This window comes from Mycobacterium sp. URHB0021 (assembly GCF_054057895.1).
On sequence record NZ_JBSRZT010000002.1, the window covers coordinates 7,252,074 to 7,276,213 of the forward strand.

Annotated in this window: 22 protein-coding genes, 1 tRNA gene and 3 pseudogenes; 12 read left to right on the forward strand and 14 right to left on the reverse strand. The window is 66.9% G+C overall.

The features are described from left to right. The first annotated feature begins 368 nt into the window (after positions 1–368). Positions 369–1,823: a sensor histidine kinase gene (locus ACVWWN_RS37560; RefSeq protein WP_457148393.1), complete on the forward strand. Its 1,455-nt coding sequence runs from the start codon at positions 369–371 to the stop codon at positions 1,821–1,823. Here ACVWWN_RS37560 and ACVWWN_RS37565 read toward each other — a convergent pair. Beyond that, on the reverse strand, positions 1,804–2,070 hold the full coding sequence (locus ACVWWN_RS37565) for a hypothetical protein (RefSeq protein ID WP_457148394.1): 267 nt from the start codon (positions 2,068–2,070) through the stop codon (positions 1,804–1,806). The two genes, ACVWWN_RS37560 and ACVWWN_RS37565, sit on opposite strands and share 20 nt — an antisense overlap. A gap of 126 nt (positions 2,071–2,196) precedes the next feature. Next, positions 2,197–2,390 (reverse strand): annotated as a pseudogene (locus ACVWWN_RS37570) (LuxR C-terminal-related transcriptional regulator); the annotation flags it as partial. Positions 2,391–2,576: 186 nt separating this feature from the next. Here ACVWWN_RS37570 and ACVWWN_RS37575 point away from each other — a divergent pair. Both ACVWWN_RS37575 and ACVWWN_RS37580 read left to right on the forward strand, forming a co-directional pair. Then, the gene (locus ACVWWN_RS37575; protein WP_457148395.1) at positions 2,577–2,819 is read left to right on the forward strand and encodes a hypothetical protein; all 243 of its coding nucleotides are present in this window, start codon (positions 2,577–2,579) and stop codon (positions 2,817–2,819) included. 64 nt (positions 2,820–2,883) lie between these two features. Beyond that, positions 2,884–3,062: pseudogene (locus ACVWWN_RS37580) on the forward strand (LLM class F420-dependent oxidoreductase); the annotation flags it as partial. 716 nt (positions 3,063–3,778) lie between these two features. On the opposite strand, the gene ACVWWN_RS37585 reads toward ACVWWN_RS37580, so the two are convergent. Next, on the reverse strand, positions 3,779–4,270 hold the full coding sequence (locus ACVWWN_RS37585; RefSeq protein WP_457148396.1) for a hypothetical protein: 492 nt from the start codon (positions 4,268–4,270) through the stop codon (positions 3,779–3,781). Between ACVWWN_RS37585 and ACVWWN_RS37590 the strand changes: the two genes are divergently transcribed. The 3 genes from ACVWWN_RS37590 (at position 4,263) to ACVWWN_RS37600 (ending at position 6,105) form a co-directional block, all read left to right on the forward strand. Further along, positions 4,263–4,469 (forward strand): hypothetical protein, encoded by a 207-nt coding sequence (locus tag ACVWWN_RS37590; protein WP_457148397.1) that lies wholly within the window; start codon positions 4,263–4,265, stop codon positions 4,467–4,469. The two genes, ACVWWN_RS37585 and ACVWWN_RS37590, sit on opposite strands and share 8 nt — an antisense overlap. A gap of 228 nt (positions 4,470–4,697) precedes the next feature. Beyond that, complete coding sequence (locus ACVWWN_RS37595) at positions 4,698–5,798, forward strand: alkaline phosphatase family protein (protein ID WP_457149429.1); 1,101 nt, start codon at positions 4,698–4,700, stop codon at positions 5,796–5,798. Between the two features lie 151 nt (positions 5,799–5,949). Next, positions 5,950–6,105 carry a hypothetical protein gene (locus ACVWWN_RS37600; protein ID WP_457148398.1) on the forward strand — a complete coding sequence of 52 codons (156 nt, stop codon included), beginning with the start codon at positions 5,950–5,952 and terminating at the stop codon, positions 6,103–6,105. 1,854 nt (positions 6,106–7,959) lie between these two features. Here the strand turns inward: ACVWWN_RS37600 and ACVWWN_RS37605 are convergent. Further along, positions 7,960–8,042: transfer RNA gene (locus ACVWWN_RS37605), tRNA-Tyr, on the reverse strand. A 103-nt stretch (positions 8,043–8,145) separates the two neighbouring features. Here ACVWWN_RS37605 and ACVWWN_RS37610 point away from each other — a divergent pair. Then, positions 8,146–8,640, forward strand: a complete 495-nt coding sequence (locus tag ACVWWN_RS37610; protein WP_457148399.1) for a YajQ family cyclic di-GMP-binding protein — start codon at positions 8,146–8,148, stop codon at positions 8,638–8,640. A 21-nt stretch (positions 8,641–8,661) separates the two neighbouring features. On the opposite strand, the gene ACVWWN_RS37615 is transcribed toward ACVWWN_RS37610, so the two are convergent. Together ACVWWN_RS37615 and ACVWWN_RS37620 are read right to left on the reverse strand one after the other, a co-directional pair. Beyond that, positions 8,662–9,186, reverse strand: a complete 525-nt coding sequence (locus ACVWWN_RS37615; RefSeq protein ID WP_457148400.1) for a hypothetical protein — start codon at positions 9,184–9,186, stop codon at positions 8,662–8,664. Positions 9,187–9,195: 9 nt separating this feature from the next. Next, a complete protein-coding gene (locus tag ACVWWN_RS37620) occupies positions 9,196–11,040 on the reverse strand; it encodes an alpha/beta hydrolase (protein ID WP_457148401.1) in 1,845 nt (614 codons plus the stop codon). Positions 11,041–11,108: 68 nt separating this feature from the next. Between ACVWWN_RS37620 and ACVWWN_RS37625 the strand changes: the two genes are divergently transcribed. Then, positions 11,109–12,134: an NAD(P)H-dependent glycerol-3-phosphate dehydrogenase gene (locus tag ACVWWN_RS37625; RefSeq protein WP_457148402.1), complete on the forward strand. Its 1,026-nt coding sequence runs from the start codon at positions 11,109–11,111 to the stop codon at positions 12,132–12,134. Between the two features lie 102 nt (positions 12,135–12,236). After that, a complete protein-coding gene (locus ACVWWN_RS37630) occupies positions 12,237–13,565 on the forward strand; it encodes an ATP-binding protein (RefSeq protein ID WP_457148403.1) in 1,329 nt (442 codons plus the stop codon). A 7-nt stretch (positions 13,566–13,572) separates the two neighbouring features. Here the strand turns inward: ACVWWN_RS37630 and ACVWWN_RS37635 are convergent, their stop codons facing one another. From ACVWWN_RS37635 to grcC1, 3 genes are all read right to left on the reverse strand, one after another. Next, entirely contained in the window at positions 13,573–14,127 is a 555-nt protein-coding gene (locus ACVWWN_RS37635) for a hypothetical protein (protein ID WP_457149430.1), read from the reverse strand. 88 nt (positions 14,128–14,215) lie between these two features. After that, positions 14,216–15,097, reverse strand: a complete 882-nt coding sequence (htpX, locus tag ACVWWN_RS37640; protein ID WP_457148404.1) for a zinc metalloprotease HtpX — start codon at positions 15,095–15,097, stop codon at positions 14,216–14,218. A 77-nt stretch (positions 15,098–15,174) separates the two neighbouring features. Continuing rightward, complete coding sequence (gene grcC1, locus ACVWWN_RS37645) at positions 15,175–16,182, reverse strand: nonaprenyl/(2E,6E)-farnesyl/geranylgeranyl diphosphat synthase (protein WP_457148405.1); 1,008 nt, start codon at positions 16,180–16,182, stop codon at positions 15,175–15,177. Positions 16,183–16,203: 21 nt separating this feature from the next. On the opposite strand from grcC1, the gene menJ reads away from it, so the two are divergent. Beyond that, the gene (gene menJ / locus ACVWWN_RS37650; protein ID WP_457148406.1) at positions 16,204–17,433 is read left to right on the forward strand and encodes a menaquinone reductase; all 1,230 of its coding nucleotides are present in this window, start codon (positions 16,204–16,206) and stop codon (positions 17,431–17,433) included. On the opposite strand, the gene ACVWWN_RS37655 is transcribed toward menJ, so the two are convergent. Together ACVWWN_RS37655 and ACVWWN_RS37660 are read right to left on the reverse strand one after the other, a co-directional pair. Continuing rightward, positions 17,430–17,702: a hypothetical protein gene (locus ACVWWN_RS37655; RefSeq protein WP_457148407.1), complete on the reverse strand. Its 273-nt coding sequence runs from the start codon at positions 17,700–17,702 to the stop codon at positions 17,430–17,432. The two genes, menJ and ACVWWN_RS37655, sit on opposite strands and share 4 nt — an antisense overlap. Positions 17,703–18,108: 406 nt before the next feature. Beyond that, positions 18,109–18,378, reverse strand: a complete 270-nt coding sequence (locus ACVWWN_RS37660; RefSeq protein WP_457148408.1) for a hypothetical protein — start codon at positions 18,376–18,378, stop codon at positions 18,109–18,111. A 78-nt stretch (positions 18,379–18,456) separates the two neighbouring features. On the opposite strand from ACVWWN_RS37660, the gene ACVWWN_RS37665 reads away from it, so the two are divergent. Continuing rightward, on the forward strand, positions 18,457–18,570 hold the full coding sequence (locus ACVWWN_RS37665; RefSeq protein ID WP_457149431.1) for an Rv1535 domain-containing protein: 114 nt from the start codon (positions 18,457–18,459) through the stop codon (positions 18,568–18,570). A gap of 50 nt (positions 18,571–18,620) precedes the next feature. Here the strand turns inward: ACVWWN_RS37665 and ACVWWN_RS37670 are convergent. Continuing rightward, a pseudogene (locus tag ACVWWN_RS37670) lies at positions 18,621–22,847 on the reverse strand (HAD-IC family P-type ATPase); the annotation flags it as partial. Positions 22,848–22,920: 73 nt separating this feature from the next. Beyond that, positions 22,921–23,388, reverse strand: coding sequence for a hypothetical protein (locus tag ACVWWN_RS37675; RefSeq protein WP_457148409.1), 468 nt, complete (start codon positions 23,386–23,388; stop codon positions 22,921–22,923). 284 nt (positions 23,389–23,672) lie between these two features. On the opposite strand from ACVWWN_RS37675, the gene ACVWWN_RS37680 reads away from it, so the two are divergent. Further along, complete coding sequence (locus ACVWWN_RS37680) at positions 23,673–23,906, forward strand: hypothetical protein (protein WP_457148410.1); 234 nt, start codon at positions 23,673–23,675, stop codon at positions 23,904–23,906. Here the strand turns inward: ACVWWN_RS37680 and ACVWWN_RS37685 are convergent. After that, on the reverse strand, positions 23,891–24,091 hold the full coding sequence (locus ACVWWN_RS37685) for a hypothetical protein (RefSeq protein WP_457148411.1): 201 nt from the start codon (positions 24,089–24,091) through the stop codon (positions 23,891–23,893). The two genes, ACVWWN_RS37680 and ACVWWN_RS37685, sit on opposite strands and share 16 nt — an antisense overlap. Positions 24,092–24,140 lie beyond the last annotated feature (49 nt).

Below are 24,140 nucleotides of genomic sequence, written 5' to 3' on the forward strand. Positions count from 1 at the left end.
ACCGCCCCATGGTCGATCCGGCGCAAACAGCGGGCGCTTCCGGGCAGCCAGGATCCGCAGATTACGCCGTGGCTGCGGTTGGCTCGACGGGTTGTTAACCCGGGGTGGGACGTCGTGCCCTCGGGCCGGGTACCCTTCTGGGCTCCGTGATGGCAGCACGCTGGTATTCGAGTCGGCGCGGCGGCGGGCTACCCGACGCTGTGGCAACCACCTTCGACGCCGCCGGTGAGACTACTGCGGCGATCACCGAACTGAGGGCGGTGCCAGAGACAATTAAGTGGCCTCTGGCCAGATTGGAACATGTCTGTTGTGAGATTCTGCGTAGGTGTCCGCTGATCCGGCGGCTGCTCCGCTGACCCTGCGGCTGGGTGCTGACGCTTCTGTTCACCGATATTGAGCGGTCGAGCCGTCGGAGGGAAGCTGACGCGGACGCGATGCGCGCGGCCCTGCAAGCGAGCGCCCAGCGTTATGCTTTCGCCAGCTTAAAGGGACTGGAGCCGCCGATGCCGAAACGTCATCCGCATGCGGTCGACCTCCGAGTGCAACAAGTTGCGCCGGACTCCCCGCGGACTTTGTTGTTGGGCACTCTGCTGCAGGTTGCGTTGCGCGCGGTACTCACCGTTTTCGTCGTCGTGACTCTGTTGGGTGAGCCGCCGAATCGCTACCTATGGATCTGCGTGGCGGTCATGGGAGTCTACGTGGTCGTGATCGGGTGCTGGAGCGCGTGGGCGGTGCGGACTGCGGCACGCGCAGTGTTACCCACCAAAACGCCGGTGACACTGGTAGTGCTGGCCGCCGACGTCGCGGTGGTATCCGTCCTGTCGGTTCTGACCGGCATCACCTCGCCGGATGACTGGACATCAAACGTGATGAGGAACGGTTTCTTTCTGATCCCTTTGATCGCGGCGGCGCAGTTGGATCCCATCATCAGCGGGGCCGTGGCAGTGCCGACCTTATCCGTATTCATTGCGACCTGCTGGATCACCAGATCGTCCAACCAGGAGCCGTGGACGTCGATTCTGTTGAGCTCGACGGTATTGGCAGCACTCGCCGGCGGCTCGGTCGCCTTATCGCTCATCCAGCGGTCCAAAGTTGAAATGATCGCAGACTTGGCGCGGCAACGAACCCAGTTGTTGGAGGAGTTGCTGGGACTGGAAAAGCGTGAGCGGCAGGCGGTTTCTGAACGTCTGCACGACGGTGCCCTTCAGTATGTCTTGGTCGCGCGCCAAGATATGGAGGACGTGCGGGACGGCTCAAAGGCTGCCGCGGAACGGGTGGAATCGGCACTCGTCGAGTGCTCGGGCCTGCTGCGCGACGTGGTCCGCGAACTGCATCCGGACGTGCTCGCGCGCCTGGGGTTGAAATCGGCGATCTCCGCCCTCACCGAGAGTCTCTCTTCGCGTACAGAGCTTTCGGTCGATCTCGCCGCACCTACATGGCCTGACGGCCTGCGTACCCAGGCGGATTACGTGCTGTACAGCGCGGCGCGTGAGGCGCTGACGAACGTCATCAAGCACGCGCGGGCTGAACACATTTGGATTGAGTTGGACCACCAGGAAGAGCTGGCTTCATTGCGTATATCCGACGACGGGGTTGGCATCTCGGAGGCGATTATCGCGCAGAAGGCTGAAGAAGGTCATATCGGAATGGCATCGATTCGCGCGAAGGTACTCGCGTCCGGGGGACAGTTCGACGTGCGCTCGACATCTCCCGGAACTGAAGTCACCGTGTTCATACCGCTGCGGCCGGCGCACCGCCAAGCTGTGGGTGGCTCGATCGTCAGCGGGAGCCGTGTCGAGCAGCTCAACCAGGCCGTCGTGTGAAGTTCGGAATAGAGATCCACACCGCGAGATAACCCAGCGCCGTGGCGGTTCCGATGACCGTCAATGTCGGCCGGTCCTGCAACGCCATGAAGATCGGCAGCAGGGAGAAGACCGGTAGCAGCGCCGCGGTCGCGCCGCCCGACAACAGGCACAGCGTGATGATCACCACCACGTCGACGGCCGCCCGCCGGGGCGCCGGCCCCTTCAGCACGGTGACCGGCCACAGCACCGCCGCCACCCCGTACACACCGAGGATCCGCCTACAACCCGGGTAGCCAGTGGTCGACCTCCGGTATCCACACCAGCACGGCGATCAGGCCGAGCTTTGGCACCCGCAGAATCGCGGGACGCGTATCGGTTGCGCGGCGAAGTAGTCGACGAATTGTTGGACGTGGGTCTTGAGGGTCGACGGCGCCAGGTACAGCTCGTTGGCCAACGCGGGAATGCTGCTGCCCGCGGCAATCAACCTCACCAGCTCCGCCTCGCGTGGGCTGAGCACCGGGCCTTGCGGTTGGGCTCGCCCCCGCATCTCCCCCACAGGCCGGCGGCAAGGCTGGGCGCCACCAGCACCGCCGCCCCCTCCTGCAGCGCCAGCACCGGCTGGTTCCTCCCCCGATCGGGGGACACGTGATTCATCCGTGTCACCGTCCGATCGCCGGACATACAAACCTCCCGCGGGGCGGCAGTCTTGGGTCATCACCGGAAAACACCGGCGAAAAGACACCAAACCTCAAAGGACACAGGAGAACTCACATGAACACCAACCGCTTCGCCCGCTACTTCGCCCTGCCGATCATCTCGGCCGGAATCATCGGCGGCGCCGCCCTCGGCCTGGCCGGGACGGCCAGCGCGGCCAACAACGCCGACGTGCGCCCGCCGGACGTCGTCGCGACGCCCGACGTCAAGGCACACCCGTCGCCCGAGGCGATGCCGGGCGCCCGCTGGCACCACGGGATCTACCAAGTCGATGTCCTGCAGCCGGGCTACATCCGTTGATAAACATCACTGAGGCCCTCCCCCTGAGGAATTGGGGGAGGGCCTCGGTGCGTTGGGGCACAGTATCCGAATCGGCGTGGTGTTCCCCCAGACGGAACTCGGCGGTGACGCATCAGCGGGCCGTGCCTACGGCCAACAGGTAGAGGACAGGTAGAGGAACTGGGCGTCACCCACCTGCCGGCGGATGACCACGTCGTCGGCGTCGACCCCGCGGTGCACGAGGGCTCTGCCGGTCCATACGACTGCACACCAGTCCCACTGGTGATGTTAAGGACATGCCCGACGTGATATCTGCCAGGGCCGTCGGTGCGGCGGCAATCGCGACGCGGCAGCGCCTGTTGCTAATGGGGCCATGATGTAGCTAGTCCGGATTTTGATAGTGGCCTCCTTCGCGAATAGCCTCTCCTCGGGGCTGCCTGCAGCCCGCCTATTCGGAAGACCCCCGTCGTCCCCGCTGGCAACCAGTCCGGCTGTCCGTCACGATCGTCTGGCCGAAGCAGTTCGGGACCGCCTCATCACGTTGCGTTCCCGGTCGTCGCGGCTGTCGCAGTGCCTCGTGATCCATAGATCACTCCAATACTCCAATACCGTCCCCTCCGATACCGCGGAGCCACCTGAAGGGGCGGAATGTCGTCAGCGACGGCGCACTGGGCACCATGTGGTCAGGGTTGGTCCTGGAACCAGGACCTTCTGGTACTTGTAGCGACCACACCCGCCGACATCCACGTCCATCCCTTGATGGCCATGACGGCAGCCTCCTAGTGTCGATGCCCGGTCCCGGTCTATCGGTCAGGTACGGCCCCGAAGGTCACCCCTCGCCGCCGAGTTCGGTTTGGTCCCGCTCGGTGTCATCGCACCGCTGGTGCCGGGGGGCTGCCTGACAGCAGGCGGGATTGAGTCCTCCAACGAGGATGGGCCCCGCCAGCAGGCGGAGGCCATCGTCGTCCGTAGGCGCCGAGTCACGTCGTCGTTTTCAACTCCCGGCGTCGAATGGGGTCGATCTTGTTGATCAGGAGTCCAAAGCACAGCGCGCCGGCGACGAATGGGCTGCGTGCGCTGCCGATGTTGGAGAAGAGCTTCTGGGTCGAGCCGAGGGTGGCGACGGTGCTGAAGCCGACGACGTCAGCGGGCAGGCACCAGTTCGACACGATGGTGCAGGCCGCCGCCGCATACGAAGTCGACATCAGCACGAGCGGCTGCGAGGCTTCCGGGGCGATGGCGGCCAGCGCGATCACCGAGCAGACCATCATGCCGCCGACCAGACACGTCTTGCGGACCTTGTTCAGCGACCAGCCCCGGCCTGATAGATAGTCACCGATGAGACCGCCGGCCCAGCTGCCCAGGATGGCGGCCAGCGGCGGGATCATGCCGAAGACGCCGAGCTTGAGCAGGTTGAAGCCGCGTTCTTCGACCAGGTAGGAGGGGAACCAGGTGAGGAAGAACGTGATCATGAAGTTCAGGCAGAAGAAGCCCGGCATCATGTCCCACACCGTGCTGCTTGAACAGGTCGCCGATGCGCATCGGCTTGGCGTCGGGGTGCAGGTTGTCATTGCTCTGTTCCCGGTGGCTCTCGTGCTGACCGGTCACGACACGAGGGCAGTGGTGAAACGGGTACGGACGTCGCTGCGTTGGTCAGCAGTCCCGCGCTGAGCCGGCCACAGCGGCGCTGATCCACCAACCGACGCGAATTTTGTGGAGTGCACTGACGATTGGCCGTTCGGCGTGGCCGACGTACTCCTCCAGCTTGCGTTCTGACAACCCGCAGAAATGCGGTCGCCGGGCTGTGGGCGTCAGCTGATCGTGTCTCGGCATGCGTGCGGGGATCCGTGGGCCTTCTTGGATGTCAAGGGCAGCAACATGGACATGATGTAACGGTTGGTGCAGACGTTGCCTTTGGGGCGGATGTTAACTAACGAGACAGTTGTGATCCATGTTATGGATGTGATTGGGACAGAAGACTTTTCAAGACTGCAGAGGCCGGATTTCCGATATCACCCGGCTCCCATCTCGAAAGGATTGGTAATGAACGCATTTCAGAACCGCCACCACCGCGTGGCTCGGATGGCTGCTGTTGCGGCCGCCGGTGTGATCAGTGCACTGGCTGTCATGCCGGGTGTCGCCAATGCGGACACCCCGAGTAGCAGGCCCAACGTCGACAAGCCCTGTGGCGTCGCTCAGAAAGCCGCCAACACCAAGTACGAGCACGTGGTATGGATCGTGATGGAGAACAAAAGCTTTGCACAGGTGAATGGTTCTCCCGATGCGCCCTACATCAACAAGCTCGCCGGCATGTGCGGTGAGGCCACCAACTACAGCGCGATTACCAACCCGAGCCTGCCCAACTACATCGCCATGACATCCGGTTCAACGCAGGGAGTCACCAAAGATGGGAATCCGTCGGACTTCCCCCCGATCACTGCGGAAAGCATCTTCTCCCAGCTCGGCGGCGACTGGCGGGCACTCAACGAGTCGATGAAGACCAACTGCGAGGCACAGACCGACGGCCATTACGCGCCGAAGCACAATCCTGCGGCGTACTACGTCGAGAAGAACTTCTCGACATTGTGCCAGCAGAAGGACATCCCGTTTGACACGGTCTCGACGCCGGACCTCAGCGGAAAGTTCACCTTCATCACTCCGGACCTATGCGATGACATGCACGACGCCTGCGCTGGCACCGGCGTGCCTGGTGAGCTGCAGACCGGAGACAAGTACCTGTCCACCCTCATTCCGCAGTTGGTCAACAGCACCCAGTACCAGTCGGGAAACACCGCAATCTTCTTGACTTGGGACGAGGGTGGCGCCGGATCCAACCAGGTCCTCACCGAGGTGATCGCACCGACGGTCACCCCGGGCACCAAGGCGGCCGATGCCTTCACGCATTACTCGATGCTTGGCACCACCGAGGACATGCTCGGCCTTCCCCCGCTCGGCGAAGCGGCCAAGGCGGCCAGCATGCGCGACGCCTTCAGCATCTGATCCGGCGGATCACGCAGCGGCGGGGCGGCGAAAGTCGCCCTGCCGCGCACGTGCGAAGGCGACGAAGGCGGCGACCGTCCTTCCCTGTCGCACAGGAGCATTCGCTGAATCCGGCAAGAAAGCTGTCGTCGCTGTCGCGCACACCATTCTGGTGATCGTCTGGCACGTCTTGCACGACCAGGTCGCCTACGCCGAGTTGGGCGCTGACTACTACACCGAGCGCAATGATCCCGGTCTGCAGAAGGCTCGTTTGGTGCATCAGCTCAAAGAACTTGGTTTCGAGGTCGAGATCAGCCCCGCCGCCTGACAGCTGGGATCAGAGGCTGCGTCAGCTCGCGTTCGGTTTCGTCTGAGTCTGCGAAGGACCGCATGTGCATCATTTCTGCCCATCAACAACTCGGGTTATACCGAGCCGCCGCCGAGGTGTGCGGCACCACCCAAAAACCGTCAAACGGATCGTCGAGAAGTTCGCGACCGACCAGGCCAGAGCGCCGCCGCCGGAGGTGGTCGAGCGGGCCCATAACTATGACCGGGTGGCCGAGCTGGTCGCCGAACGGATCGCGAAGTCGCAGGGTGTCGGATCTCTGCGAAACGACTGTCGCCAGTCGCTGCGGCTGCGGGCTATCGGGGTTCTGACCGTAACTTCCGCCGCCTGGACGCTGAAGCGAAAGTGTTGTGGCGCAGGCAAAATCATCGCGGATGTCATCCTACGCTGTGGCCACCGGGTGAGTATTTGGTGATCGGTTGGGTCCAGGCAGCACCCGGGTTGTTCCCGTTCTGTGCGGTGCCGGCGTTTCTCGCGCTGCCGCTACGTCGCCTTCATCACCGATCAGCGAACCTCGACACCGTTGGCGTTGATCGCTGAAAGGCTGGTCGCAATCGGTGGCGTGCCGGTGCGGGTGCTGGCAATTGGATGGTCTGCCTGAAGGGTGTGTGGTCGTCAAGCGGTGGTCCCGACTCCGGATGATGTGCGCCTGGCCAACCACTATGGGTTCGCCCACGCCAATGCCGCAATCGAAGGCAATCGTGGAGAACCTGTGCGGCTGCGCCCAAGGCGACCTGGCCGTCCCGCTGCTAACCCAGGCGGTCATCGATGGCACCACGGTGGACGGACGGCCGCCAACACCGCGGCCAAGGCGTGGTGCGCCGAAGTCAACGCGGTGGTGCGTTCGTAGACCTGCGCGATCCCTGATGAGCGACTTTGTGTCGAACGTGGAGTGCTGCAATCGTTGCCGTCACCGCGGCTGCAGATCACAGCGCCGTCGGGGATACGCACGGTCGACCGGTTCTCCGGTGTCCGGTGTCCGGTACGACACCAACCCACGTCTGCCACACCTGCCTCTTCGCCGAGGCCGGCCCCGGATGGACCTCGGCGATCACCGCTCCAAGCAGGTCATCGGTGAGCTGACCATCTCACCGTCACCGTCCGGTCCGCATGCCCGCGCACGGTGACATACCGTCGCACCGTTTTGCCATCAGTCCCCGATAGCCGGGCAACCAACCCAACCCCTGCAGCCACAGCCACACATCTCCACGATCTCGATCACCGATCCTTCCGGTAGCTCATTGGGCCGATACAGCGGCCCAACAACCGGAAGCCCCCACACCACGCCGGAGTCGCCCATAACTGGCAAACCCCGCCGGCCAGGTGGTCCCATGCTCATGGCAAACCAGCCCTGAAATGGTCCCCCTTCACCTGGCAGCCGACAGCCGTTAGAGGCCGTGGCCGATGGGGACCCTCCAGGCGTTCAGACGCTCACAAACGTCAATAAACCTTGCAAACCAGGAACTGTGTTTCAAAAATGCTTCCTGCTGAGACGAACAGGCGATGTGGCCCCCAGCGTCGTCGTTGCACATCCGGCGCTGTTCGTCTCTTGAACGCCATCGAGCTGCCGATATTCAAAATCCTGCTGTCACGACGTCGGTTCGGAACCGGCTCCTAGTCTGCGGTCGCAGGCGCCGCTCTGACGTCTCGTTGCCACTAGAGCGCAACATTGGCGGCTGGGTGGTTACACGACACGGACTCCGGCTCAACCTTTAGAACATGGGCGTCCGCCACGTCGAGTCAAGCAGCGCAGAGTTTCGGGCGAGTTGTGACAAACCCTGACAATGTACGGTGACTCAAACGCGTGGTCAGCAGCCAAAATGCCTCTGACCAGTGTGGCAGGTGCAGGATTCGAACCTGCGTAGGCGTTAGCCGACGGATTTACAGTCCGCTCCCATTGGCCGCTCGGGCAACCTGCCTGGGTGCTGCACCTAGCCTTGGTGGTTTAGTGCGCAACGCAGAATACAACGAGGATGTACCTCAGATACAAACCGAGCCAATCCCCGAGGAGGAACGGATCCAATGGCGGATTCATCGTTCGACGTCGTCAGCAAGGTCGACCGGCAGGAGGTCGACAACGCGCTGAACCAGGCCGCCAAGGAGCTGGCCACCCGCTTCGACTTCCGCGGCACCGACACAACCATCGCCTGGCAAGGCGACGAGACCATCACCATCACCTCCTCCACCGAGGAGCGAGCGAAGGCCGCCATCGACGTCTTCAAGGAGAAACTGATCCGTCGCGACATCTCGATGAAGGCCTTCGACGTCGCGGGTGATCCCCAGGCCAGCGGCAAGACCTACAAGGTCAGCGGCACCATCAAGCAGGGCATCGACAGCGAGCACGCCAAGAAGATCACCAAGCTCATCCGCGACGAAGGACCCAAGGGCGTCAAAACCCAGATCCAAGGTGACGAGGTCCGCGTCAGCTCCAAGAAACGCGACGATCTGCAGGCCGTTCAGGCGCTGCTGCGCGGCGCCGATCTCGAGGTAGCACTGCAGTTCGTCAACTACCGCTGAGCTGACCAGCGAAGCTCGCCGCTAGCGCAGCTGGTCGGTCAGGTTGACCGCATCTTCGCCGAGGTGCTCACCCACGTTGCGGCACTCGCCGTAGAGCTTCAGCGACCCGTAACCCGGGTCGGCCGCGCGCGGTCCCACGGTGGCCGTCACACCGTTGCGGTTGAGACCCCCGCCGTGCACCTTCTGGCCCTCCGGTGCGCCAGCGCTCCAGCCCTGCTTCAGCATCGTGTCGCGGATCTGTCCGAACAGGGTGTCGGGGTCGGCCGGAAGCTTGAACGCCACCTCGACGCGGCCCTGGAACGGCGGGTCGCCCTGGTCGTTGCACGACCCGTACGAGAAGCCGCCGGTGACATCGTCGAGCTGCGGCAGCGCGCGCACCACATCCTTGGCCGGGTCCACCACCTGTGCCATCGTCTGCTCATCGGTGAGCGGATTCTCCGGCTCATCCCACGGGTGATCCGACTCCGAGCGGGATCCGACCATGCCACACCCTCCCATCACGAGCGCCGCCAGCAGCGCGGCCAGCCATCGCAGTCGAAACGTCATCAAGCAGTCCTATACCGGGTTGGTTCCGTCGAACTTGTTCTCGGATGTGATCGAGCCGGGGTCGCGTGCCGACTCGGGGTCGACGAGCTCCCAGGGCGACACCGGCATCTCGATCTTCGGCAGGTCGATCTCCCCCAACGGGGTATCGATCTTGTCCGGCGTGCTGACGGTCAGCGGACCCCGTTCCTCGGCGAGCATGCCCAGTTCCGCCAGCGCGTCGCCGTGGCCCGACGAGATGGCCGCCATGCTGTACAGCGACTCGCTGCCGATCGTGTAGTAGTACGAGTGGTCGTCCGTGTCGAGGAACCCCGAGCCCGGCACCTCGGCGTGAAACCGGGTGGCGCCGAAGGATTCCGCGGACGGGTCGTTTCCGAGGCCGACCGACCATCCGAGGTCGGTGCGCATCGGCCCGTTGATGAACGCCTGCTCGATGTCGGACGCCCCGATCCAGCCGACGGGGTCCGTCGAGGCGTTTGCGACGTACACCTGCCCACCCTGCAGATCGAAGTCTCCGGCATCGCGTGCCAAATCCGTTCCGGGACAACCGATCAGCACGGCGTTGGAGGCCTTCATGCCGCTGCCTGCGAACGCGTCGGCGACGGTCGTCGATCCGTACGAGTGGCCCAGCACGGTGATGTTCGGTGCGCCTGCCCTGGCATGCGTGACGCCGAGGCTGTTGACGTCGCCGGCCAGCAATCGGCCACCGTCGCGGGCCAGTAGCGGGTTGGCGATCCGCGCGTCGCTGAAGCCGTCAGGAGTTTCGTAGCCCATCCACAAGATGACGGCGTTCTGCTTCGTCGGGTCGGCATTGGTCATCTGGTCGAGCAAGTTGACCCCGTCGTTGCGTCCGCTCATCAGCCAGTCCTGCGACACGCTGCTGCCGGTGCCCGGGACGATCACGCCGATGTTGTCGGCGGTGTCGGGATTGCCGATCGCGACGGCGGCCTTGCCCTGGCCGTGGTGGGCCAGCGGGTCGTAGCCGAACAGGTACACCGGCCGGGGCCGGCCAGGGTTGTCGGCCTCGGCCTGGTGCTTCAGGCCGCCCCTGGTCTTCAGGCCGTTGCGGTAGGCGATGGCGTCGGCGGCCGTCAGACCGTACTTCTCCGGCTGGGCCGCGACGTCTTCTGATCGGGCACCGTTGGCGGTGGCAGCCTTGTCGACACGGGCGATATCGCGGTCCATCACCGCCGTGTTGAGCGCGTTGCGCACTTCGACCGGCAACCCGTCGAGATTGCCCAACCCGCGCGGCGCCGCCGCGAGGAGACGCTTCCTGTCCTCGTCACTCAGGCTGTTCCACCAGCGATCGACCTCCTCGGCACTGGCGCCCTCGGGTGGCCGCGGCAGCGCGGGTGCGCCGGGCGGCACCGCAGGCGGCGCGGCGCCCCACGCGGTCCTGACGGCGCCGGCGGTGGCCTCGTCGATGTCGGAGTACAGCTGCAGCAGCCGTTGGATGACCGCGGTGAACCCGGGTTCGAACAGCTTGAGGATCGGCGGGAACCGGGGCGCGCTCGCAGGGCCGTCGTCGGAGACCGTCCATCCCATGGCGCGCAACGTCTTCACGATCCGAAGAAGCCCATCACGGGCCGAGGACAGTTGCGTGCCGCCGTTTTGCAGGACGGACTGCAGGCCGTGAAGCCGCCCCCGCAGCGCTTCCTGCTGCCCGAGATTCTTCTCGGCCATGGCGACGGCGGCATCCGACCCGGTGCCCTGCCAGGCGGCCTTGAGCCGGACCAGAGCGGCCCGCTGGGTGGCGATGGTGGCGTCGACTGCGGCGATCTTGGGAGTCAGTCGGCCGGCGGCGGCGGTCAGTGCGTCAGGGTTCGACGCCTCCACGGTCGACACCGACACCGACACGCCACCCCCCTCAGCAAAGTCCGTCTAATTATGCCTGCGCCGCGCGCAGGGAACCTACGCTGATCGCCATGGCACCAGCGCAACGCGATCCCAAAGTCGTCGTCCTCGGTGGAGGCTCCTGGGGCACCACCGTGGCCTCCATCTGCGCGCGGCGCGGTCCGACGCTGCAGTGGGTTCGCTCCGAGGAAACCGCCGACGACATCAACGAGAAGCACCGCAACTCCAAGTACCTCGGCAACGACGTGATGCTGTCACCGACTTTGACCGCCACCACCGACTTCTCCGAAGCGGCCAACTGCGCGGATGTCGTCGTCATGGGCGTGCCGTCGCACGGCTTTCGCGGCGTGCTGAACGAGCTCGCCAAGGAGCTTCGGCCATGGGTGCCCGTGGTGTCGCTCGTCAAGGGTCTGGAGCAGGGCACGAACTATCGGATGAGTCAGATCGTCGACGAGGTGCTGCCGGGACATCCGGCCGGGATCCTCGCCGGCCCGAACATCGCCCGTGAGGTCGCCGACGGGTATGCGGCCGCCGCGGTGCTGGCGATGCCCGATCAGCATCTCGCTGCCCGGCTCGCAGAATTGTTCCGCACCAAGCGTTTTCGGACGTACACCACCGACGATGTGGTCGGCGTCGAGATGGCGGGCGCCTTGAAGAACGTATACGCCATCGCGGTCGGTATGGGCTACTCGCTGGGCATCGGCGAGAACACCCGCGCGATGGTGATCGCCCGCGCGCTGCGTGAGATGTCCAAGCTCGGCGAGGCGATGGGCGGACACCGTGACACGTTCGCGGGCTTGGCCGGCATGGGCGATCTCATCGTCACGTGCACGAGCCAGCGCAGCCGCAACCGTCACGTCGGTGAACAGCTGGGGGCGGGTAAGCCGATCGACGAGATCATCGCGGCGATGAATCAGGTTGCCGAAGGCGTCAAGGCGGCGAGCGTGATCATGGAGTTCGCCAACGAGTACGGCCTCAACATGCCGATCGCGCGCGAGGTCGACGGCGTCGTCAACCACGGCTCGACCGTCGAGGACGCCTACCGCGGGCTGGCCGCCGAGAAGCCCGGCCACGAGGTGCACGGCTCGGGGTTCTGAATATCAGGCACGGCCGCCGCCGGGCGGCCAGTCAGCGACGGCACGTGCCGCAGCTCAAACTCGTTGGCTGTTTGGCGGCGCCACGGTGCATACTCGGTGATCGTGTCCGAAAAGGAGGAGCAATCGTCGGCTTCTTTGTCGCTGGCCGCCGCGCTCGCCGGTGAGCCGTTCTATGTGCGTCGCGCCGTCGAGGTCCTCGGCCAGATCCTGACCGACTCGGTGACCACCCGCGCCACATTCGACGGCTTCCTGCATGCGTCGCTCGGTCGCTACAGCTCCGAAGTCGTCTGCGAATCCCGCTTGCTGACATCGGTTGGGCATGTGACCGCCGGCCTCGCATTGGCCGCCCTCATCGACAAGTTCGATCCTCCCATCGGACCCGGCGCCGAAGACGAACCCGCGACATGGGGATCCGTCACCATCGGCGACGAGCGGTTGGCTCCGCCGTCTGTGCTGGCGGCGTTCTTCGAAGCCGGCCAGTTGGCGCCGGCCGCGGTGGTGGTGCGGATCTGCGATTCGAGCGGGTTCTCGGAGAAATCGCGGATCCAGGTGTACGTGTCCCCCGCCGACCGTCCCCATGCGGCCGACGTCCTCGACGCCATCATGGACGACGCCGACGGCGCGAAAAGCCTCTTCCGTGGCCGGGTGCTGGCGGCCTCGGACGAGAACGGGCTCACCCTCGAACCGATCGAGCTTCCGGCCCTCAGCCGCGCAGATGTCGTCGTGCCCGACGACGTGTGGGCCGAGATCGACTTGAACGTCGCCTCGGTCACCGTCCACCGCCAGTTGATGGAGAACCTCGGTCTCGGTGTGCGGCGCGGGGTCCTGCTCGCCGGTCCGCCCGGCGTCGGCAAGACCGTTATCTCGCAGGTGATCGCCCGCGAACTTCTCGGCCAATTCACCGTGTTCGTGGTCGACGCCCGCGCGGGTCAGTCGGCGCTGTCCGCGGTGTACAAGGAGGCCCGCAGCATGGGGCCGGCGTTGATCGTGATCGAGGACATCGATCTGATCGTCGACAGCAGGCGCAACCGGCACGGCGCGCCGGCGGCGCTGTCGGAGTTCCTGGCCGCGATGGATGCACATCCCATGGCGCCGCTGCTGACCCTGGCGTCGACCAACGATGTGAGCACGCTCGACGCGGCGGCGGTGAGGTCGGCGCGCTTCGATTCGGTCATCGAGATCGGCTACCCCAACCGGGAGGCCGCCGCCGCCATCCTGGCCCGCTACCTGGAGGGCATCGCCGGCGCCTCCGACATCGAGGTGGGTTCGGTGGCAGCGCAATTCGGCGCGGACATGAGCGGTGCCGACATCCGCGAGGTGGTGCGCCGCACGGTGCTGTCCGGCTCGGGCTCGGTCGGTACGGCGGATCTGATCGCGACGGTGAACACCGGTCGCTTCAGGGCCCAGCTGCCCGAGGGCAACTACCTCTGACCCGTCCTCAGTTGGTGAACGGGTTCGTTCCCTCGGGCCGGTCCAGCAGGGGGTTCGACTCGTTGAGGATGAAGCTGCCACCCGGGCTGATCACGAAGCCCGACTGGTTGCGGGCATCGAGGCACGACGTCATCACGCCGTCGGTCCCACAGCTCACTGTCTGGTAGCTGATCCGCTGGTTCGGGGGAAGCGGCTTGACGGCGCCGATATTTCCGAACACCGGGCCGTTCGTGTTCGCGAAGCCCGGCACGGCGCCCAGCGAGCCGCTGACGAGATTCGCGCCCTCGGGTGCTCCGGGCAGCGCGCCGCTGCAGCCGTAGCTGCCGGTCTTCTGCACCACGCAGGTATCGCCACCGGGGGTGCTGAAGGCGTACCAGTTGTTGTCCATCACCGCGTACTCGGACAACTTCACCGGGGCGAACGCGTTGACGTTCAGCGGTGGCGGGGGCGGCTGCGGCACCGGATCCGGTGGCGGCTCGGCCACCGCGATGCCGGGGACACCGACGATGGCGGCCCCTACGGCCCCGACAAGACCGATCAGCAGTCTGCTCAGCACGCTCAACACCTTAGATGGTGCCCATCCGACTTGCAGCATGCTTGCTACATCGGCGGCGCCAGATGGCGCGTTACGGGTCCAAACGTAGGAGGGGCTAGTACTGGCCCGGACCGCGGCCGGCCATCTCCTCGAGGCGACGGATCCGGTCCTGCACCGGCGGGTGCGTCGAGAACAATTTGCCGATCTTCTCGCCCGAGCGGAACGGGTTGGCGATCATCAGGTGCGCCTGATCCGCCAGCTGCGGTTCCGGCGGCAGCGGCGCCTGCTGCACACCCGCGCTGATCTTGCGCAGCGCGCTCGCCAACGCCAGCGGATCTCCGGTCAGCTCCGCACCCGACTGGTCCGCCTGGTACTCGCGCGACCGCGACACGGCCAGCTTGATGACCGTCGCCGCGATCGGACCCAGAAGCGAAACCAGAAGGATGGCAAAGGGATTCGTGCCACCTTCGCGGTTTCCGCCGAACATGCTCGCGAAGTAGGCCAGGTTGGCCAGCATGGTGATGACCGCCGCCATCGCACCGGCGACGCTCGAGATGAGGATGTCGCGGTTGTACACGTGGGACAGCTCGTGGCCGAGCACGGCGCGCAGCTCGCGTTCGTTGAGGAGATGCAGGATGCCTGTCGTGCAGCACACCGCCGCGTTGCGCGGGTTGCGACCGGTCGCGAAGGCGTTCGGCGCGGCCGTGTCGCTGATGTAGAGCCGCGGCATCGGCTGGCGCGCCGTGGTCGCCAGCTCACGCACGATCCGGTACATCGCCGGTGCCTGCATCTCGTTGACCGGCTGGGCGTGCATCGCCTTCAGCGCCATCTTGTCGCTGTTGTAGTAGATGTACACGTTGAAGCCGACGGCGAACAGCACCGCCAGGCCCAAGATCGCGGTATTGCGGAACAGTGCGGCGATGAACACGATCAGCGTGGAGAACCCCACCAGCAACACGAACGTCTTGGCCGTGTTGGCGTGCGGATGCCAGGTCATCGCGGCTTCCTCCTGACGGAAACTAGGGAGCTCATCGCTGATTCAACGCGCCGAGGGCCAGTTCAGGTTCCGAACAGTCAGCCGTGGCGGTTCACCGTGTAGTCGACCAGCGTCGCCAGCGCCTGGCGACCAGGACTTTCCGGCAGGCCGGCGAGCTCGTCGCGGGCCTGGACGGCGTACCGCGCCACGGTGTCCTTGGCGTGCGCCATGCCCGGCGACGTGCGGAGCAGCCGCAGCGCCTCGGCGAGGTCCTCGTCGTTCTCGACCGGGCCCGCCAGCAGCGCGCGCAACCGGTCGGCGTCCGGGCCGATCTCGCGCAGGGCGTAGAGCACCGGCAGCGTATGCACGCCTTCGCGCAGGTCGGTGCCGGGCACCTTGCCGGATTCGTCGGGATCGCTGTCGATGTCGATGATGTCGTCGGAAATCTGAAAGGCGGTGCCGACGATGCCGCCGAGCCGGCTCAGCCGCTCGATCTGGTCTTTGTCCGCACCCGAGAACGTCGCCCCGAACCGGCCGGACGCCGCGATGAGGCACGCGGTCTTCTCGTAGACCACCTTCAGGTAATGCTCGACGGAATCGACGTGGTCGGCCGCGCCGCGGGTCTCCCGCATCTGGCCGGTGACCAGCTGGGCGAACGTATCCGCGATCACCCGCACCGCCTCGGGGCCCAGCCGGGACACCAGCCGTGAGGCGGTCGCGAACAGATAGTCGCCTGCCAGGATCGCGATGTTGTTGCCCCAGCGGGCGTTGGCGCTGTCCGCACCCCGCCGCACCTGGGCCTCGTCCATCACGTCGTCGTGGTACAGGGTCGCGAGGTGCACCAGCTCGATCACGGCGCCGGCCACGGTGACCTGCCACGCGTCGGGCTCGGGGCCCAGTTGCGCCGAGAGCACGGTGAACAGCGGGCGGAAGCGCTTGCCGCCGGCCTGAAACAGGTGCTGGACCGCCTCGGCCATCAACTCATCGGCTTTGCCCAGTTCAGTGGCCATCAGGTCCTCGACGCGGGCCACTCCGTCGCGCACATCCTGCGCAAATGCAGGGTCGCCGAAGTCCACCCCCGCCACCACACTCGCTGGTGTCCTCACTCTGCCAACATACTGGGAACCATGGACACGCAGGCTGACGTGGTCGTCGTCGGAGCCGGGCCCGCGGGCTCGGCGGCGGCCGCCTGGGCGGCCCGCAGCGGCCGCGACGTGCTGGTGATCGACTCCGCCCAGTTCCCCCGCGACAAGGCGTGCGGCGACGGGCTCACCCCCCGTGCCGTCGCCGAGATGCGCCTCCTGGGCCTCGGCCCGTGGCTCGACGGCCGCATCACCCACCGTGGGCTGCGGCTGTCGGGGTTCGGCGCCGACGTCGAGGTGGAGTGGCCGGGCCCATCGTTCCCGTCGACGAGCAGCGCCGTGCCCCGCACCGAGCTCGACGACCGCATCCGGATGGTGGCCGTCGATGACGGCGCAAAGATGATGCTCGGCGTCAAAGTTGTTGACGTGCGACATGATTCGTCGGGGCGGGTGTCCTCGGTTCGGGTCGACTCCGGCGCGGAGATCGGCTGCGCCGACCTGATCGTCGCCGACGGGGCCCGGTCGACGCTGGGTCGCAGCCTTGGCCGACAGTGGCATCGGGAGACCGTGTACGGCGTGGCGATCCGCGGATACATCGCGACGCCGCGGGCCAACGAGCCGTGGATCACGTCCCACCTGGAGTTGCGCTCGCCCGAGGGCAACGTGCTACCCGGGTACGGCTGGATCTTCCCGCTGGGCAATGGCGAGGCGAACATCGGTGTCGGCGCGCTGGCCACCTCGAAACGGCCCGCGGACTCCGCGCTGCGCCCGCTGATGAGCTACTACGCCGGGCTGCGCCGCGACGAGTGGGGTTTCGAGGGTGAGCCCCGGGCCGGGCTGTCGGCGTTGTTGCCGATGGGCGGCGCGGTGTCGGGCATCGCCGGACCGAACTGGATGCTGATCGGCGACGCGGCGGCCTGCGTGAACCCACTCAACGGCGAGGGCATCGACTACGGAATGGAGACCGGCCGGCTGGCCGCGGAACTGCTGGACACGCCCCGTCTGTCCGATTATTCGACGGTGTGGCCGGCGCTGCTGCGTGAGCACTACGCGCACGGGTTCTCGGTCGCGCGGCGCCTGGCACTGCTGCTGACCCTTCCACGGTTCCTCCCCTCGACGGGGCCCATCGCGATGCGCTCGGCGTTTCTGATGAACATCGCGGTACGGGTGATGGGGAACTTCGTGACCGACGAGGACGCCGACTGGGTGGCCCGGCTGTGGCGGCACGCCGGTGCGGGGTCCCACCGACTCGACGGCCGCCCACCCTTCAGCTAGCTCCCCATTTCGCGAGCGCGCGTGTCTGCGGGCGACACGCCGCGGCGAGACACGACTTCGCGCACGTTCGCGCGGCTATCGCCGGTAGCGCTGGTGAGCGCCAGGGCGATGAGCACGTCGGCCGCGGTGATGAACAGCCCCGCCCAGTACGCCCATTTGGCTGCCGGATCCGGTTGCGTCGCAAAGTAAATGATCAGGAAGATCGGGCCGACGATGCCGAACACGAACATCATCAGCTGAATGCGGACGTACCGCCAGAACGTGGCCATCGCCGAAACCCCCGTCACGTCATGGTGCTCGACAGAGATTATCGCGATGACCGCCGATGCTCATTGGTCCGGTGTAGGTCGGCCACGAGCGTGCGTAGAGTCACGAAATTCCACCGCGTGTCGGCCGCAGACACGCACGCTCGCGACGGCGCATCAACGAGGTGACGATTCATACGCGTCCTCAAACCGTGGATGGGTTAGGTGTTCGACGCCGCGTATGTGCCCGATCGTGCGCGGCGCCGCGACCCGTTGGTGTCGCCCGGTCTGGGGGTCGAAACGCCGACGACATCGCGGGTATCGCGCCGGCGTTGGTGGAGCTGGATGCGGCGAGTACAACGAGGTGCCCCGCGTCGGGACGTACGGTCACATCGCGGAACTCGTCACACGCGCACTCAGCTGACCTCCGTCACGCGTCCTCGAGTGCCTCACCCACCTCTTCGGCCACCTTGTTGTGCTGGTTCTGCACCAGCACATGGCCCGCGGCGATCGCCAGCGCGATGGGCCAGTCGATGATCTCGACTGCCGCCAGCACGCCGAGCGCGCCGAAATACGCCACCTGTTCCGGGTGCGGTATGCGCACCCGGCCGACGACGGGAAGGTCGATCGCGAGACTTCGCGCTTCGCGAATGCGGTCGACGGCCTCCCGGCGGGTGGTGGCGCGTGATTTTTCGGTCATTCGTTGCGCTCCAGTCATGTCGAGTTCGCCCGCTGTACGCCCGGAACCCGGACGGTTGCAGACGTGTCAGGTCTGTCTGTGTCAGTCGGCGCCGATCCATTGACGGATGCCGTTGCCGGGTTGCTGGCGTTCCCGTTGCGAGAGCTGTACGCCGTGTTGTTGCGGGTCGGAGTGGTCCAGGTCGACGACTGATCGTCCGGCTGGGGATCGGCGCGCCCGAGCAGCTTCGGGACGACGGCCGCCACTGCTGTCGCCGCTCCGGCCGTCGTCAACGCCTGCGCCCAGCCCACCGGTCCCAACCAGGTACTGCCCAGCAGCTGGCTCACCACCGGGGTACTGATCACCGTTCCCATCGCCAGCATCGTCCCCGCGGCGGTACCCACCACCAGCGGACTGTGTGAATCGATGAGCGTCTGCCCCAGCTGCGTCGCCACCAGCGCGACCAGCGCGACCGTCGAGGCCCGGCGCTGACGTCCGGTGATACTCGCCAGACCCCAAGCCGCCGTCGCCGCTGCGGCGGTGGTGGCCCCCCGGACGCCGACCGTCCGCCACAGTTCGGCCTGATCAGGTCCGCGCCGTTCGGGCGAGGGACTTGATGTCGGCCGGCTGACCGCGAGGGCGGCGGCGGGCAGCGCGTCGGTGAGCATGTTCATCAGGAGCAGCTGCCGGGTGTTCAGCGGCGACCGCCCGGTCAGCGCGGTGCCCACGATCGAGAACGCCACCTCGCCCGCATTGCCGCCGAGCAGCACCGCGACTGCGGCCTGCACACGCCGCCACAGTTGGCTGCCCTCCTCGAGGGCCTCGAGAAGCGAGCTGATCCGCCCGTCGACCAGCATCACGTCTGCGGCCGTCCGAGCCGGATCGCTGCCGCGGGCGGCGACACCGATGCCGACCGTTGCCGCACGGATGGCCGCCGCGTCGTTCGCGCCGTCACCGACCATCGCACACACTCGGCCCACCCGTTCCAATGTCTCGACGATCTGCACCTTGTGTTCCGGTGACATCCGCGCGAACACGACACACTTCTGGACCGCCTGCTCCTGCTGGCGACGCGCCATCTCCTCCCACTGCGCGCCACTGAGCACCTGATCATCGCCGACGGGCATGCCGAGTTCCGCGGCTATCGCCTTGGCCGTCACCGGATGGTCGCCGGTGATGAGGCGCGACTCGATGCCGGCCGCCTGCAGCCCGGCCAATACGTCTGCCGCATCGGGGCGAGGCGTATCGGAAAGTCCCAGCAGACCGGCGAATTGCAAACCCCCACTGCACAGTTCGGTGAACACATCGGAATCTTCCCCGGCCGCCCGCGCCTGGGCCTCGGTCAGCTCGCGCCGGGCGACAGCGAGTACGCGCAGCCCGTCTGCCGCCATCTTCTGCACGCGCCGTGACATCGCACCGCCCGAATCGCCGCTGGCGGGCAGAACCACCTCCGGCGCGCCCTTGATGGACAGCTCCAACCCGGCGATCGTCGCCGAGTATGGGCGACCCGAACGGAACGGCAGATGCGCATCCGCCGATTGTGTTGTGGCGCCTGATTTTTGGGCAGCCTCGACCACGGCGACATCCGTCGAGTGCTCGTGTCGGTCTCCGTTGGGCGGCGGTGTGGCGGAACTGGCGTGGGCGAGCACGTCGGCTTCCGATGCGCCACCCGCCGTCTCGATCCGGGTCACCCGCAGCCGGTTTTCGCTGAGGGTTCCGGTCTTGTCGAAGCACACCACGTCGACGCGCCCGAGCGCCTCGACCGAGCGTGGACTGCGGACGAGCGCACCGGACCTGGTCAGCCGCCGCGCCGAAGCCTGCTGGGCCAGGGTCGCGACCAGAGGCAGACCTTCCGGCACGGCCGCGACGCTCACGGCAATACCGCTGCTGACCGCCCGCCGCAGCGGTGCACGGCGTAGCGCGGCCAGGGCCGTCACCAGGCCGCCGCCGGCGAGACTGACGGGCCAGGCCCGATCCGTGAGATCACGCAGCTGGGCCTGCAGCCCGACCGAGGCTTCTTGCGAGTGGGGGGCCTGCGCCGCCCGTCGGGCCTGGGTTTGGGCGCCGACAGCGGTGACGATCGCCACGGCGGTGCCGGCGACCACCGTGGTGGCCGCGTGTATGAGGCAGGCACGCTCGGCCACCGGTACCGCGGGTGTGGCCGCGGTCTGCTTGGGCACCGGCAACGACTCCCCCGTGAGCGCCGATTCGTCGACCTCGAGATCGACGGCTTCGATCAGCCGGGCGTCCGCCGGCACCACCTCGCCGGGCCAAACCTCGATGATGTCGCCGGGCCGCAGGCCCGCGGCGTCGACCGATTCGCACTTTCCGTCGGCGATCCGGCGGCGCGCCGGTGGATCCTGTACGGCGAGCAGTCGTCCCAGGAGCCGCTCGGCGCGCAGCTTCTGGGTCGCGGCGAGCACGGCGTTGCCGGTCAACACCGAACCGACGAGCACCGCATCGGCCGGTGAACCCATTATCGCGCTGGCGGCCGAACCGATCGCGAGCACCGGCGTCAACGGATCGGACAGCTCTCCGCGCAGCGCGTTGGCGAACTCGCGCACATTTCGGCGCGCCGGGTCGACCACAGACCGGTTTGCCGACCTCAGCATCGTCGCCGGCGCCGTCAGCCGTGATCTTTCCGTGACCGGTTCGGCGGCTTCGGGCGGCGGCAACAGGCGACGCACCTGCTCGATGGACAACGCGTGCCAGTCGCGGTGTGTCTCGCGTGGCGGCGACGCGGCGGCGAGTACGCCGCGTGCGAGCCAGAACCCCGTCCAGGCCCCCGCGCCCGCACCGGCGGTAACCGGCCCAGGTCCGCGGCCCCGAACGCCGGGAACCATCAGCAGCGCACCCAAAAGCGAGGCGCCGGTGGCGATTTCCACGCCACGTTCGCTCGCCCGCCGGGCCGCCGGCAACGCGTGCACGACACGCCAGGCGCCGTCGAGATCCTCGACGATCAGGTCGGCACGCCAGGTCGGAGGCTGATCACCGACGCCGATCGCCACATCGGCATCAGCGAGCGCCTGCGGCGCGAGTCCCGACACCACGAGCACGGTACGTCCGTCCTGCTGCAGTCGCTTAACCGACTCGGCGAGTGCCTCGTCCACGGTTCCGTCGCAGGGATCCAGGTCGTCGAAGGCCGAGCGCAGGTCGTCCAGTGTGTCGACGTCCAGGGACACCACCTCGGCTCCGGCTCGCCGTGCCTCGCGCAGCACCGCCGAGGCCAAGGGATGAACCGCGCCCCGCACGAGGACTTCCCCCGCCGGTCTACGGCCGTTGCCACCCGGCACTCGATGCCATCCCAATCTCGTTGCGCCCTGGTCGATCTGGTCCTGCGTCCACTGCCATGCCGCCGCACGGTCGGAGTCGTCCACGTTTCGGATCCGCCCCACCGAGAGTTCGGCGGTGCACAGCGCGCGGGGATCGATGACGATCGCGTCGACACGGTCCAGCCGACGTAACGCTTCGGACGTCATCGGCAGCACGCCGTGGTTGCCGGCCAGGCCACGACCGAGCGTGGCCGCGAATGCCTCACGACTGGTGCGGGCGGCCTTGGGTGCCGCGACCAGCGACGCGGTGGCGGCAGCGTCAAGGTTCGCGGTGGCCAATCCGACCGCGGCCGAACCCAGCACCTGTGCCAACCCGCCGCGGTCACCGTGACGCTCCACGGGGCCGGGCGGACGGTCCCGTGGCCGCTCGGAGGCATGGATCCCGTCACGACAGTCGGCGTGCTCGGCCAGGGCCGGCTCGCGCCGTTCCCAGACGGCCGCCGCCGATTGGGTCTCGGCGGCGCGGGCAAGATGCATGACGAGGTCCACCGCCAGCGAGGCCGGTGCCTGCGTCAGCGTGTACGAAAGGCTCGCGGCGAAGGCCAGCGCAGTGTCGGCCGCGTTCGTTCCGAGTCGCTCTTCGAGCAGTCTGCGCAGCCGTGGCTGATAGTCGATGACCGTCACGGCCGCGGCCACGCCCGCGGGCAGGCGCGGCCAGCACAGCGCCCGGCCGGCCAGGGTCAGCGCCAGGCCTGCGGCGCTCGCCGCTGCCGCGGCGGTGCTCGCGGCAAGCACCACGGCGTCGACGGGCAGGTCGACTGGACGGTCGGCTCCGTCGTCGGTCTCCTGTGACGCCTCGTCCTCGGCGATCGCAACGATGTCGCACAGCTGGAGCGCCGACGTCGCATCGCTGTCGATCTCGACGACCGCGCGCGAGAGCGGATAGTTCAGCTTCACTGTGCGGACGCCGCGCTGTGCGCGCAGCTTGTTGGTGACGAGTTCGCCCAGGCGACCGTCGGGCGCGGAACCGCTCAGGCCGCGCACTTCGATCCAGCACCGGTCGCCACCGCTCCAGTGGCGCCGGGAACGGTCGCCACCGAGCAGCTCGGATGCCACCGCGGCCAACGATCCCAGGACCTGGCCGCCCGGCAGCTGCGAGACGGTCTGCACGGGCTTGGCCACGAGGTCGACACCAACGGCGGTGACCACCGACGCCATCTTCACGCCCAGACCAACGGCACGGAAAGGCGCCGATACCACGGCCGGCACCAGTTTGTTCACACCCACCGCGCTACCGGTTCGCCGCGGCGCGACGGTTGCCGGACGACGACTTACGTGTCGTCGAGCCGGTGGACTTGGCCGCCTTGCGCACGGAACTGCGCTTGGCGGCGGGACGCTTTGCCGCGGAGGAACGTTTGGCAGCGGATGCGCGCTGTGGCGTATCCGCAACGGCGGCGAGGATCGGCCTCTCCCGCCCATCGGATCGCTGCGTGAGTTGCCGGACGACGATGGCGGTCCCGCCGACGCCGAGCAGAACCGGCCATTCGACAAGTCCGGCCGCGCCGATCGCCGCGAGCGCCAACGCGGCCGCCGGGGTCGAGTGGCTGCCACTGCTGACGCCGTTCTTCATTCCGGCGACGGTGCCCTGCACGCCACCGATCACACCGCTGATTGCCGCACCACCGATTGCTCCCGCCGCAGCGACGGTCGCCTCCGCTGACTGTGTTATGACGCGCGTCGCGCCCTGGATCACATTCACTCTTCCGCCCAATCCATGCCGTATTCACCTGTTCGAAGCCTCCAGGCAACGGACCGGATACCCATCGGCGCCGGAACCAATCTGCCCCTGTCCGCTGCGGCAAAGCAATTGCGGCGCTGTGAGTTTGCTGCTGGAGTGGCCTCGCAAACTGGGTAAATCCGCACGGACCCCGGGCGACGATGCAGCGCGCCTGGTTTGACCCGCTTACCCCGTCGTTTTCACAGGTTGTCCGGCGTACGCTCGATCGGTACGGGTCAGCTACGGGATCGACGGAAGGATCCACGATGCCCCGAAGAGACCGACGCTTATGCGTGGCCGCCGCGGGCTGTGCGGTGGCGATCGTGAGTGCGTCCGCGACGGCCGCGGCCACCCCCGTCGGGCCGTGCGCGGAAGTCCCTTATGTCGGCGTCTGTGTTCCGGTGAGCGAACAGCCCTCTCCGTCAACACAACACACCTTCGGCGATGTCGTAGTCGCACCCGCTCCCGGCGGCGGCGTCGGCATTCAGACCGTCAACTGACCGAGAGACTTCGCGAACCCGCTGACATCGCGAATGCTCGCCTCGAACACCTCCGGCATCACCCGGTAACCGACGTCGGCGGCGCCGCTCGTCGCCATGCCGCCGCCGTGAAGATGCACGACGCTCGTCGACACTCCCGCCACGGCGGGAAGATGTCCGGCAAGCGCGTCGAACATGGCGTTCATGCCCTCTTTGCCCGCTGACGCGAACCCGCGCCGAGAGCGTACGCGGGAG

Coding starts and splice junctions, on each gene's coding strand:
- menJ (WP_457148406.1), top strand. CDS start 16,204: ATGGACACGCAGGCTGACGTGGTCGTCGTCGGAGCCGGGCCCGCGGGC.
- ACVWWN_RS37610 (WP_457148399.1), top strand. CDS start 8,146: ATGGCGGATTCATCGTTCGACGTCGTCAGCAAGGTCGACCGGCAGGAG.
- ACVWWN_RS37660 (WP_457148408.1), bottom strand. CDS start 18,378: ATGACCGAAAAATCACGCGCCACCACCCGCCGGGAGGCCGTCGACCGC.
- ACVWWN_RS37685 (WP_457148411.1), bottom strand. CDS start 24,091: ATGAACGCCATGTTCGACGCGCTTGCCGGACATCTTCCCGCCGTGGCG.
- ACVWWN_RS37585 (WP_457148396.1), bottom strand. CDS start 4,270: ATGATCACGTTCTTCCTCACCTGGTTCCCCTCCTACCTGGTCGAAGAA.
- htpX (WP_457148404.1), bottom strand. CDS start 15,097: ATGACCTGGCATCCGCACGCCAACACGGCCAAGACGTTCGTGTTGCTG.
- ACVWWN_RS37625 (WP_457148402.1), top strand. CDS start 11,109: ATGGCACCAGCGCAACGCGATCCCAAAGTCGTCGTCCTCGGTGGAGGC.
- ACVWWN_RS37680 (WP_457148410.1), top strand. CDS start 23,673: ATGCCCCGAAGAGACCGACGCTTATGCGTGGCCGCCGCGGGCTGTGCG.
- ACVWWN_RS37615 (WP_457148400.1), bottom strand. CDS start 9,186: ATGACGTTTCGACTGCGATGGCTGGCCGCGCTGCTGGCGGCGCTCGTG.
- ACVWWN_RS37575 (WP_457148395.1), top strand. CDS start 2,577: ATGAACACCAACCGCTTCGCCCGCTACTTCGCCCTGCCGATCATCTCG.
- ACVWWN_RS37655 (WP_457148407.1), bottom strand. CDS start 17,702: ATGGCCACGTTCTGGCGGTACGTCCGCATTCAGCTGATGATGTTCGTG.